The organism is Desulfosporosinus acidiphilus SJ4 (assembly GCF_000255115.2).
GTDB lineage: Bacteria > Bacillota > Desulfitobacteriia > Desulfitobacteriales > Desulfitobacteriaceae > Desulfosporosinus > Desulfosporosinus acidiphilus.
The window spans coordinates 1380062-1391789 of sequence record NC_018068.1 but is presented as its reverse complement, the minus strand read 5'-3'; the positions used below and the strand labels follow the sequence as shown (position 1 = coordinate 1391789).

Sequence of the window (11728 nt, the reverse complement as noted above, 5' to 3'; positions counted from 1 at the left end):
TTGCCTCCCTATTCCCCATCGACCTTACCTTCCTTCATGTCCATTAAATTATGGCTCTTGAGATTAAGCTTCATGGTGTATTTATTCGTGCCGATTTCCCACGTGTGAACGTCGGTATCGACATACCAAGTGGCGTTTTGGAGAACACTGACATAAAAAATATTGGTTTTCACGGCGGTGCCGGTGATGACGTTTACATTACCGAGTGCCGTGGCTTCGACCTCCTGCTCCATCCCTTTAAGGAGGATCGACGCTTCAATCAAGGTGTTTTTAGACTTATTAATTGTATACGTGTCCTGGAGGATTCCGTAGTGACTTTCCCAGTCTTTGTTCTCTAGGATTTGCCCGGTAAACTCCTTTTTGGAGTTATAAATTTTCACCTTATTAATCATCTGTTCGATCGAGTCATCATAGACAGCATTGATTAAATTGACCTTAGGGTCGAGCGTAAAATTTATGAGGTTTTGACCCTTTTCAATACAGTTCAGACTGGTTCCATTCATCAGGAGAAAATATTGCTTTCCTGTGGAGTACGACGCGAAGCTGTAAGCCTGCATGATGATATCATATAGGGTTTTGTTCGAGGCTATGAGGCTGATGTTCACACCGGTTGGCTCTAAACTTCCAACACTCACCCCAACTTCCTGACAAACTTTCGCCGTTATTGCCTCTGCTGTAATGTTTTTGAAGTTATAGGTGGCCTTGGACTTCAGAAAATAGATCAAAAGGTCGTAAGCCGTGAATTGTAGTTCCTGGTTGGAATTGAGCGAGCGAACAAAAACAATACCTCGAAAAATCTCACCTTCCACATCATCGACAAGCCATACCATGGTGCCGGGCGAAATTTGGGTATTGGGCTGGGTCTTGTCAAAAATGGCATAGGCTAAAGTTACGTCAATTTTCCGGGCCACTTGCGACTTGTCGCCGGACCACTGCACGGTCTTGCAAAACATCGTAATGTCGGTCGATCCCCCAAAGTAATTACTGTAAATTTTGATCACGAAGGGATCACCTTGTATTCCTTAAGTGTCAGTGTAAAATAAACATCCCCCGTCCCATCCTGCTCACCATACTCAAAACTTTCAATGGAGCAAAGTGTATTAATACTTGTCCCAGTTACAAGGTAACGGATCGGCTTACCGCTGGCCATCCATTTCTCGATAAGGTCGGTACATTCTTTGGGCGTTGGAAAGGTATGATACTGACAAAAGCTATAATCCTTTTTCGGAAAGAACGAACTTATGGGCGGGATTTCAGCGAGTTTCGGCTTGCCAATAAAACTAATTTCGCCGATGCTTTCAACAATCACAGAAGTATTATTCAGAGTTTTCTTGACCGTATAACTTGGAGGGGGAACCGGAAGCTGGAGGGTTTCCTTATCCTGCATAAGCCAAAATTCCATGGATGTCACCCCCTAAGCCGTGTTAATAGCGACCGAGTGAAGCTTAAGCACCAATGCCGTGGCAATCTTATCAATGTCGGCTTCTTCCCGGACAACGATGGTGTCGGCGAGCTTGGCGATCGAAATATTCTTCCCTGTTGATCTTTTTGACGTTTGATGATCCATGACTTGAGAACCTTTAGGGAGTGTGAGTATTTCTGGCCCATTCTCCCCTACCCAAGTGGAGCCGCCTCCAAAATAACTGGTTCCAAGCGCATTGTGGGCCGTAGTCGCAGCGGACGTTGCCACGTTGGTGGTAACATTGAGGCTCTTATCCTGAGGCTGAGTTCCATTCCATTTCGTCAGCCAGTTCCATGCTTTTTCAACCCAAGTACAGATATCTTTCCAATGCTGGACAACCTCATAGATAGCCACCCCTAAAGCCGCAAGGGCTAAAATGACAACACCAATCGGGTTCGCATTCATGGCGGCATTAAAAAGCCATTGGGCGGCTGTGATAATATTCGTTGCTTCGGCGGCACTGATAATTCCAAGTCTCTGAGCAATGAACAAAGTTGTCTGAATACCAATAACAGCAACAGTTTTCCAGACTTGAAGGGCAAAAGATATGAGAGAAACGATTAGTTTTCCTGTAAAAACGGCTCCGGTTGCAGCGGCTTCAATTCCTGAGGTTACTAAGGAAGCAATAAACCCAGCGGTGATTTGACCGCCCGTGATGAGTGCTTGAACACCCAACCCCACCAGCGCCGGTCCAAAAATAACGCCAAGGGCTATCGCTACATTTCGGATGGCTGTTTCATTATTTTTCAAAACCGTCTTAAAGTCATTCAAGGACTTTGTTACCTGTGCCCAGTGGGTTACAAGTAATAGTCCAGCGATTGTTAAAGTTCCAATAATGGCAATCACCATGCCGCCTGGAGTTTGAAGGTACTCTAAAATCCCGCCTGCATTAGAGATGGAACGAGATAATTTTGTAAATGTTTTTACCGCATCACCCATCCCATAAACTAGCTTACCAACCGTAAAAATAACCGGCCCTGCTGCGGCAGCCATAAGCGCAAACTTGAGAATCATTTCCTGTTGCTGAGGTGACATATCCGCAATTCTTTTAGCAAACTTCGCGATGGTATCGCCCACATTTTTGATACTCGGAAGTAGCTTATCTAAAGAATCTAATAGGCTGGTAGCCACCGGCTCAAACGCCACGGCGAGTTGATTTTTTACTTTCGCCATTTTATCCGCAAAGGTCATGGTATCGGCAGTGGCTTGGTCGATCGTTTCCGGGCTGTTCTTAATGGTTCGCAGGAGATTGTCTAAGTCCAGGTGTCCTTCCCGAATAGCGGCTGCCATATCCGGCCCGGCTTTAGCTCCGAACATCGACAAGGCCATGGCGTTTGCCTTTCCAGCTGTGCCAGCGTCCTTAATCTTGGTAATCATTTCTTGCAACGCCTTTGAAGGATCAGCGATCCCTTTCTTAGCCATCTTACCGAGAGCAATCCGAAGGGACCCGACAACCAACTCAGTGTTAACACCTTCTTTTTCAAACTTTCCAAGCATGACAGCACTCGTTTGCCAGCTAAAGCCCATTTGTCTTAAAGGACCACCGAACTGAGTCATCAGCTCCTGAAGTTTTGACACAGAAATACCGGTATTTTGGCTGACTTTGAAGGTATAGTCGAGTGCCTTCGAATAATCCGCCTGCTTAAGCCCGGCATCCTGAAACATCCGCGTGGTCGCTGGAATCAAAGTATTCAAGTCTTCTTTCGTGATCTTTGAGAGGTTAAGCATTTGAACGGACAAGGCTTGCAGGGGCTTACCGGATAAGCCGGTTCTTGTATTTAAATCAGCAATCACTTTGCTGGTGTCAGCCATGCTATTACTCACCTGACTGTAAGTCGCCTTAAAATCACTCGTTAAGTTTTGAAGATCTTTTCCGGTTGCACCCGTGCCAACTCGTATGGTGTTTTCGGCATCTTGGAAGTCCTGTCCCAGCTTTAATAGTGCTCCACCCGCCGCAACAATAGGAACAGTCAGTGTTTTGGTAAACGTCTTACCCACACTCTGTAAGTCCTTACCGACCGACATCATGTTTCTTCCGGCATAGCTGGCCTGTCGTTGAAAGACTGAGAGATTAGCGTTGACATTCCGAAGAGTTCCACTGAATTGGTCACGAAGCTGAATCACAGCATCAATCACTCGCGCTATGGTTTTTACCTCCTTCCCGCCTTATTAAGAGCTGTTCTCCCGATTTCGTTCTGCTAACTCGTAAAATAAAAACGCCCGGAGAATTTTCTTCTCACCGGGTTTCTTATCGTAGAACTCTTTGGGACTCATGTTTTTGTACTTAAAAAGGAGATAAGCTGTTTGCACAGTTTTATCTCCCTGAATCAGTTTTTTATGGTTTCTTCGTCCTCTGCATCCTTCTCATAACCAGAAAGCTCATTGATCCCGTTATACAGATCATCGATCTCTCCGCTGAGTAAGAGGGTTTTGACCAACTCTTTAGGGGTCGGTGCTCCGAAATGTTCCATAATCTCTTTGCTTTTAAATACCTCGGGACAGCCTTCAATCACAATGAGCGTCTTTAAGGAATACATATTGATTTTCTTAACATCACCTTTACGGATCTCCACCGCCCCTTCCTGGATCTCGGCATACTTCTCCGGATCCACGGCTTTACAGGGAAAATCGAGGGGCTCTTTCAGCTTTTTCGATGGGATGGTTATTACCTTCGAAGGGGTTTCAAGGAGTCCAGCATCCATTTTTAAGAGTTGCTCTACTAAGTTCACCAATAAGACCTCCAAATCAATAGTTTAATGCCCTATATAATGGGAAGAGATTTTTTAGATTAAGTCTAAGAGATCCCAATCCATAAAGGTAAACGGGATACTTTCTTCCCCATTCTTCTTGGCTTCCCAATCCACAAGAGTCAATTCATCAAACATAACGCCTTTAAGGACAATTCGTTCAGCGCCCAAGGCCTGCGGATCATCCAGATTGGAGATGATGGTAAACTCCGGCGTTTTACCCGCCTTCATATTGTCGGAGTTGGCTTTAATCATCGCCGAACTCACTTTGTTCATTTTAAGGGTCCCTTTGAGTTCCATTCCCGTGACCTTTTGCCCCGCCACTAAGGTTCCGCACATCTCCACGGCAGTTTTGGTCAAGGTCACTTTGGCCTGCAGGGCGATGGTTTCAGCCATGAAATCTCCGTTCAGCCACATCTCTCCCCAAGTGCCATTTAGGACCTGATCTGCAGTATAGTTATTCATGCTTCACCTCCCTAGTTTAAATAGAGATTTAAGGTTAGATCTTCCATAGCATCCAGCGGGCGATCGGTACCGGTTAGAAAAACTAAAGAGCCCGTGTTGGCTTTCTTGATGTCTAACTGACTCATGGTGCTGGTGTCGATGCCTTTACTCTGTAAATATAAGGTTTGGGCCTCCACGTCCAGGCTCACTTTATTTTTACCGGGATCAAGCAGCATTTGGTTTTCCAACCCTTCCAAGTAAGCATTGATGGCCGTGATGAGTAAGCACTTATGGTCATAATCGTTGGGGACTTTGCCGACATAGTTATCGTTAAAGGTTTGTATAATGTCATTGTGCTGAAGATCCATAATATCGACGATCTTGCACTTCTGCCAATCCGCCGTTTTCGTTGGTGTCAGCGTGACTAAACTGTTGATGGCTCGCGCTATTTTTACCTTTTCACCATCGTTCATGAAGACTAGCTGGCCTTCATTAATCAGGGTGTCAAATTGTGTTTTGCTGTTATGCGGTACATCGATCACTTCCGGGAGCACCTGAAATGTAGCACTCATGGTAAGAGGAGTTCCGGCCAATATTCCAGCGATCCGGCTGCAGTAATCGGTGGCATTCACCGTTCCCGAAGATAAGACAATCCCATCGGTCGCAAAGTTAATAATTCCTTCATGGTCGGCTGCCGTGTTGGGAAGAACCATTTTGGCTTTAATATCTTTGGTATCTCGAAGGGCTTTTAACCATGTTGCCACCGTCTGGGCATCCGTGGAGCTGATTCCCGGAACCGCACCATAATCCCACTTTACGGTTTCCAAATAGTTCATGGCGGCGGTATAGTCCGCAGCATCACTCGGTTCTACATAAACGATCAGACTGGTTGGGGTTTGCACGCCCCCTTGAAAGGCCAAGTTGATTTGGTTGAGGTTGTAGGCCGAATAGTCCTTCGGGATGTTGGTTGGATCGGTATAAATATTCGATCCATTATGAACGGAGTCTTTTAAGACTAAGGCAACAATCCCTTGCGCTCCTCTAGTAATGGCACTGACGGCTAGGGATTTAAAAATGACCTCGATATCGGGAAGTCCCATTCTTTATTGACCTCCTAACTGAATCGTTAATGTCTCCATAGGATCGGGTTCTGGTGTGGTATCCACAATTTCATCATAAAAGTTCAGGTCGAATTTCACAGAATAAATATGGTCTAGCTCATCAATGACTTCAGCCCGAAAATTCTGGACGAGTAGGTTTCTGGTCCCTATGACTAGAATAGGCGTAAGAAGTCCTTGAAGGGTGTCATACATTTGGAGATTTTCCAAATCGGTTTTACTCTCTGAAAAATAAACCATCTCCACCATCAACGAGTTTTCTCGGGTGTCTTTCTTAAGGATTTCACTCTTTACCGGAACAAGGTTCACAAAAAAACAAGGTCTGGAGAAGCCCTCTTTGACCTCATTTCCGTAAATCTTAAGACCAATAGGCGCCAGCACTTGATTCATGGCCCGCTTGACGGCTAATAAAGTAACCATTACACACTGCCTAAGATACTGTCCAACCATGCCCCAAGTGTATCCGGTAAGGTTTGTTCCAGTTCGATCATCGACGTTTCAACCATGTGCAGCCCTTGGGCAAAGCCATGTTCCTGCCCGTTTTTACCGACAATCTGGTGGCCTTTTTCTATCAGATGAAAATGGGAACTTGTGTTGGTCATAGTAATAAAGGAACCATCTCGGTTGTACTGAACCTTAGAAAGTTTATATTGATTTCTTAGATGTTTTTTGTGCTTTCCTAAAGGAGTTTTATCCTTAGAACTGGCCTTTAAGGTGGCTCCCAATGTCAGCAGCATTTCCTCTTCCTTGTAGGGATAACGTGCTCTCACTTCCTTCAGCCGAGTCATTAACGGGTCAAGACCCTGAAAGGTTATTTCGAAATCATCAGCCATTCTTAATCACCCTCTCTATGGCCATAATCTCTATAGTCTCATTAATTTCTAAAGGATTAAGGATATCCTGAATGAGAAAAATTCGCCCTTTAAACTCAATTTGCATGTCCGGCGTTACCCCTGAAGTGTAACGAAGGATAAATTTATAGGTCAGTTCAGCTTGGAGCTTTTTCGCTTCAAGATAATCTTTACCTGAGACCGGAGAGACGCTGGCCCACACAGTTTTATATACCGATGGAATGAGAATGGTATCTCCTGCTTCATTGGTTCCTTCCGTTGTGGTCAGGATATTAATCTTATGCCGCAGTATGCCTGGATTCATTTTTAGCCACCAACCTTATGCCACCACGATTCTGTCTTGCCATAATAAAGCAGATACTGTAAACGCGATCTCTGCCGGAGCTTGCTTTAACTCTGTGAGAGGAGTCCTATTCTCGTACCAATGATTGACCAACAATTTCATGGCCTGCTTCACTTTTTCCGGCACACTCTCCTCCGTATCACCATATCCGCAGACAAACTCAATCACAACGGCATCCAAGGGAAATGGGATAAAAGGCGGCCAGGGCTGAGCGTAAGGCGGTGATATTCGGCCTAAAACTCCGCGTGTACTGACAACATATTGGAGAGTTTCTGTCAGGGTTGTTACAACGCCCGATGAATTTTTATAAGAAACAGAAGTTATTCTCTGCAGATTTCCACGCGGAATATTGATGGCATAACTGGGCCAGTAATCAAAGCTCATCTGCCAAGTCTGCGTAATATAGGCGCGGTTTTGGAAGCTTTCACAGTACTCCCGGGCGGCAGTGATTAAGGCGCCTAGGTATTGATCTTCTGAGGTATCGGTATCATCATCGACTCGGAGATAATCCTTCACTTCCTGAAGACTCAAAGGTTCAACGGCTGGAGGTACTGTTTGGACTAAGTTCACAGCATCCATCCTTTCCGTATTGATTATTTAAATAGGAAGGCAAGGCTGCCTCCCTATCTAATCAGTTACAAGAATTAGTCCGTGATATCTGTAGGTGGAGTTGAACCACCAAAGCGCAGATCGCTGAGGATATACTGGGCGGCGGTAATATTGGTCGGGTCGGAAGCCGCCGTTTTGACGGTGATGCAGTCAAAGCCGTTTGTTACATCTAAGTGAGACGGGTTTATCTGAAAGACAACCAGTTTATGAGCAAGGGTAGCTGAAGTAGTGAAGGCTACTGCATCCGGTTGTCGAAGCAAGGCATCAGAAGAGGCGCAATCTTGATCTGCCCAAATAGGAACGGCAGTGGTTATGACTTTACTGCCGGTGCCTTCAACGTCAGTGGCTTGTTCAATTGTTATATCCACGGCTGTCGCGACTGCCTGATTAATATGGACCAGAACATAACAATCTTCAGCATCCCGCAGGGTTACATAGACTCCGGTAATAGCACCGCCAGCCTGTGGAGTGATAGCTTCAAGGGGTTTATCTTTTTCGGGAATACAACACATAAGTTTTTAACCTCCTGCTTCAATAAAAAATGATTAGCGTGTTTGCAATGCGACGAACGGTGATAGTGTGTTCGATCCACGTGCCGGAGTTAAAACTGTGTTCCACACAGGCTGTCCATCCACGCGGTAAATAAACCGGAAACAGTTCTCATCATACAAAAAACGAACATGGATGGAAGAGGCTGCGCTAAGACCACCCTTGTCGATGATCAGGTACTGCGACAAATCCGCCAGTACAATGTCACCGACAGTACCCAGCGTTTGGCACTGCTCCAAGGGAATGACTGGACGACCATACAGTGTGCTGTAAGGTGAACCGGAAATCCCTCCCGCTGGCATATAGACAGGAATACCGCCTGTCCCAACGGATAAAGCCATCGTGTAGAGCTGAGGTTCAATATCCTGATTAATGAACCATACGGCGTTTTGGCGAGATTGACCCCAACATCGTGACCACATTTTAACGATATTTTGAATGTTAATGGTACCTGAAGCTTGACTGTTTTCTTTGGGTACTGTTACTAAAGCTTTACTATTCATGATCCCCAAAGGCATCCCAGCTCCAGTCCCATTAATAATGCCATCGTCCATTTTAAAACCAAATTCTTCCGCAAACCCCTGAGAAATCACCGATTCCAAGGCAGTGGCATCCGTCAGTAGTTCATCCGTTGCATAACATAGTCCCGTCAGTTTATGAAGGTTCAGTTCCATTTGTCGGAACTTTGGTTTGCTGCCTAAAAGTTGGTCGGATTCACCTTCCCAGTAAGCTTGAATTCCACCCCAACGGGAACCGTTGGCTCGGCTGCTTTCATCAATGGCATTTATTTTTAGTCCCGTGGCATTGGTACTCAGCGGCACTTTATTACAGCGACTGGCCAAAATGCCTGTGTCATAAGCCCTCTTTAGGATCTCTTTCGAAAAGTCATCATCCACTAAGAACCCGCCATCGCTGCCCACGTTTTCATTGAGCCCAGCAGCGGCTTTGATGGATAACCGATTGTCCATAGAACCGCCCGGTCTTGCAGCTTCAATCACAGCACGCAGTTGCTCACCAAAGGATGCGAATTTCTCCTTTTTGGCTTTGGGTTCAGGATAGAGCGGCTGATTGACTGGGTTCGTCATTTCTTTCTGGCGAGCTTCCAATTCTGCAGCGGCTTTAATGGTATTTTCCAGATTTACAATCTCTGCTTGCAAAGTATCAAACTGGGTTTGCTGTTCAGCACTAAATCCTGTTCCACTGACCATCGCTGCATCAATGAGGGTTTGCTGGGCATCAAGTTTTTGTTTGAGTAGAGCTTTAAAATCCATAATCGAGTCTCCTTCTTGTTAAATTTAATTGTGCTTGGCAGAGGGAAACACCAAAGAGTCCAACGTCCTCATCGTCCTCTCCAAGATTCTCTTCCCCATTTGTTTCAGGGGCGTCCGTTCCCATTCCGTCGCCATCCATGCCCATGTCATCGCCGTCAGGTTGTTCGTCTGAGTTGTCCAGTTGACCTAAGACTTCAGCCAGACAATCCATGGCTTGGCGGATCAGAGCTTCGTTGGTGGAGGATATTGTTCGACCGGAGTTTCGTAACTCGGGCAAACGAATAGGCAGTGGTGCGGCTACTTTGCTTTCCACTGCCTGGTTATTTGGTTCTTCCTTCAGCTCTTCGTTTGGTTCTTCTAACGTAGGTATCCTTGGATCTTGGGGAACCTGGGGTTGATCTCCTTTGTTAACGAACTGCGGAGTCTTACGGAACCGGCTTAAGTCCATGGTTTGACCATTAACCATAAGCTGACCATCGGCAATGGATGCTGAAACTTGCTTGCTATCTTCAATCACATCAGCAAAACCAAGTTTTACGGCTTCATCGGCTGTCAGCCATGTTTCAGCATTAACCATTTCTGTAATAGTTTCGGGATCTAAGCCCGTTTTCGCTTGGTAGGTTGTAAGTATACTTTCGTCAATTTTGTCCATATCATCAGCCAATTTACGAAGATCGTTGGCGTTGCCAATGGCCATGGTCCAGGCTTTATGGATCATGAGCATGGCGTTTTTCGGCATAAAAACAACATCGCCAGCCATCGCGATAACAGAGGCGATGCTGGCGGCCAGACCATCAATATAGACATTTTTCTGTGCTGGGTGACGTTTGAGCATGGAATAGATCGCTTGACCCGCGAACACATCTCCGCCGCCACTGTTGATATAAATGTTAAGCTGTGAAATATCTCCGAGATTTTTAAGGTCCTGTGCAAATGCCACAGGGGTCACTTCATCACCCCACCAAGTGGTACTGGAGATATCCCCATAAAGCAAAAGTTCACCGATCAAGGGAGCTTCATTTTTTGCTTGAAATTTCCAAAAGGGTTTTATGGTCATCACCTCCTTGTCATCATCTTGTAAGTCTCTTCTGCCAAGGCTTCCGGCACCGCCGACTCCGTTGTAGAGGGTGCTTTTCCAGCTTCGGTAAAGTTCAGCGGCATCATATAAATATCTCCGTTAGGAATCGGCGGCATATTTTCAAGCTTTCGGATATCGTTCACGGATAACCAGCCCCACTGTCTACCTTGGGCATAAGCCATCGCCCGGCTTTGCATGTCACCCCGGAGAAGCGATGAAATATTAAACTCCAAATAAAACCCTGCTTTGCGTTCCAGAGGTGTCAAAAGCTGCATATTAACATTTTCCTCCCAGCGCTTAAACCAAGGCAACATCGTATACATGACAAATTCTAGACTTTGTTGTTCGATATTTGAAAATGTCGCTCCATCTAAGTTTTGGATCAAGTGAAGGGGTACGCGGTAAATACGGGCGATGTCTTCCAGCTGGAATTTCTTATTTTCAATGAGTTGGGCATCGGCAGGTTTAATAGCGAGCTGACTGAACTTCGCCCCGCCTTCTAAGATGATGGGCTTTCCGGTATTAGCCAGTCCCTGATAACTTTTAGCAAAGTCCTTCTTTAAACGCTCATAAGCCGTGTCAGCCAAGGCTCCGGGGTACTCAATCACTCCGGATGAGTTCGCTCCGTTTTTATAGAAATTAACCCCGAACCGTTCATAAGAAAGGCCCAAGCGAATGGCTGAGGAAAGATACTCAATGGGCGACACTCCCACTACTCCGTCCATACTCAAACCCGGAATGTGGAAAACCTGATCCCGTGCTAAATTCAGTTGTTTGCCGCCGTTAATATCCCGGATTTTATAGACTAACTTATTAGTGATTGGATCTCTGGTGATATCGACCTTGGGCCATTCATAGGGATAAAGCCCAACTAAATCGCCATATTTGTTGACCAACTTTTGGCTGACAGAATTACCTCCCAGGTTCAGAGAGACCATACACATTTCTTTGAAATTAAACGGCGACATTTCTACATTGGGTTGGTTATGCAAAATGTCGTAAACACTTAAGTCATTACGGACTTCACGTTCGCCGGTTTCTTTTTTGCGGTAAAGCATAATTGGAGTTCCGGCCAAGGCTTCAGCAAGGACCCGAACACACGAAAAAACTGCCGAATAGTTCATGGCTGTTTTGGCATCCATTTGACCGGGATAGTCTAAGTCGCTGACATCATCCCCGAGTAAGAAACGCTGGATATAGTCATCGAAGCCTTGGCCGAAGAAGAATTTGGCTCGTTGGAAGAGTTTAATACTGTC

Annotated in this window: 15 protein-coding genes; all 15 read right to left on the bottom strand. The window is 45.6% G+C overall.

All coding sequences use genetic code 11. From position 1 onward, the window contains the following. Window positions 1-8: 8 nt before the first annotated feature. The 15 genes from DESACI_RS06320 to DESACI_RS06255 all read right to left on the bottom strand — a co-directional run bounded on the left by DESACI_RS06320 (window position 9) and on the right by DESACI_RS06255 (window position 11614). Complete coding sequence (locus tag DESACI_RS06320) at window positions 9-938, bottom strand: XkdQ/YqbQ family protein (RefSeq protein ID WP_207643914.1); 930 nt, start codon at window positions 936-938, stop codon at window positions 9-11. Window positions 939-997: 59 nt separating this feature from the next. Further along, complete coding sequence (locus DESACI_RS06315; protein WP_014826345.1) at window positions 998-1402, bottom strand: phage baseplate protein; 405 nt, start codon at window positions 1400-1402, stop codon at window positions 998-1000. Between the two features lie 12 nt (window positions 1403-1414). Further along, window positions 1415-3598 (bottom strand): phage tail tape measure protein, encoded by a 2184-nt coding sequence (locus DESACI_RS06310; protein WP_041275985.1) that lies wholly within the window; start codon window positions 3596-3598, stop codon window positions 1415-1417. Between the two features lie 33 nt (window positions 3599-3631). Next, window positions 3632-3772 (bottom strand): hypothetical protein, encoded by a 141-nt coding sequence (locus tag DESACI_RS24440; RefSeq protein ID WP_014826343.1) that lies wholly within the window; start codon window positions 3770-3772, stop codon window positions 3632-3634. Window positions 3773-3789: 17 nt separating this feature from the next. Further along, the gene (locus tag DESACI_RS06305; protein ID WP_014826342.1) at window positions 3790-4191 is read right to left on the bottom strand and encodes a phage tail assembly chaperone; all 402 of its coding nucleotides are present in this window, start codon (window positions 4189-4191) and stop codon (window positions 3790-3792) included. 54 nt (window positions 4192-4245) lie between these two features. After that, on the bottom strand, window positions 4246-4674 hold the full coding sequence (locus DESACI_RS06300; protein ID WP_014826341.1) for a phage tail tube protein: 429 nt from the start codon (window positions 4672-4674) through the stop codon (window positions 4246-4248). 11 nt (window positions 4675-4685) lie between these two features. After that, window positions 4686-5753 carry a phage tail sheath subtilisin-like domain-containing protein gene (locus DESACI_RS06295; protein WP_014826340.1) on the bottom strand — a complete coding sequence of 356 codons (1068 nt, stop codon included), beginning with the start codon at window positions 5751-5753 and terminating at the stop codon, window positions 4686-4688. A gap of 3 nt (window positions 5754-5756) precedes the next feature. Beyond that, entirely contained in the window at window positions 5757-6191 is a 435-nt protein-coding gene (locus tag DESACI_RS06290) for a phage tail terminator family protein (protein ID WP_014826339.1), read from the bottom strand. Beyond that, window positions 6191-6604 carry an HK97 gp10 family phage protein gene (locus DESACI_RS06285; protein ID WP_014826338.1) on the bottom strand — a complete coding sequence of 138 codons (414 nt, stop codon included), beginning with the start codon at window positions 6602-6604 and terminating at the stop codon, window positions 6191-6193. Before DESACI_RS06285 ends, DESACI_RS06290 begins: the two co-directional genes overlap by 1 nt. Then, window positions 6597-6926, bottom strand: coding sequence for a phage head closure protein (locus DESACI_RS06280; RefSeq protein WP_014826337.1), 330 nt, complete (start codon window positions 6924-6926; stop codon window positions 6597-6599). The genes DESACI_RS06285 and DESACI_RS06280 overlap by 8 nt, the downstream gene beginning before the upstream one ends. A 15-nt stretch (window positions 6927-6941) precedes the next feature. Beyond that, complete coding sequence (locus DESACI_RS06275; RefSeq protein WP_014826336.1) at window positions 6942-7535, bottom strand: head-tail connector protein; 594 nt, start codon at window positions 7533-7535, stop codon at window positions 6942-6944. A gap of 74 nt (window positions 7536-7609) precedes the next feature. Then, window positions 7610-8086: a hypothetical protein gene (locus tag DESACI_RS06270; RefSeq protein ID WP_014826335.1), complete on the bottom strand. Its 477-nt coding sequence runs from the start codon at window positions 8084-8086 to the stop codon at window positions 7610-7612. Window positions 8087-8119: 33 nt separating this feature from the next. Further along, on the bottom strand, window positions 8120-9394 hold the full coding sequence (locus DESACI_RS06265) for a phage major capsid protein (RefSeq protein ID WP_014826334.1): 1275 nt from the start codon (window positions 9392-9394) through the stop codon (window positions 8120-8122). Then, entirely contained in the window at window positions 9384-10451 is a 1068-nt protein-coding gene (locus DESACI_RS06260; RefSeq protein WP_014826333.1) for a head maturation protease, ClpP-related, read from the bottom strand. Before DESACI_RS06260 ends, DESACI_RS06265 begins: the two co-directional genes overlap by 11 nt. Continuing rightward, window positions 10451-11614: a phage portal protein gene (locus DESACI_RS06255; protein ID WP_014826332.1), complete on the bottom strand. Its 1164-nt coding sequence runs from the start codon at window positions 11612-11614 to the stop codon at window positions 10451-10453. Before DESACI_RS06255 ends, DESACI_RS06260 begins: the two co-directional genes overlap by 1 nt. Window positions 11615-11728: the final 114 nt, after the last annotated feature.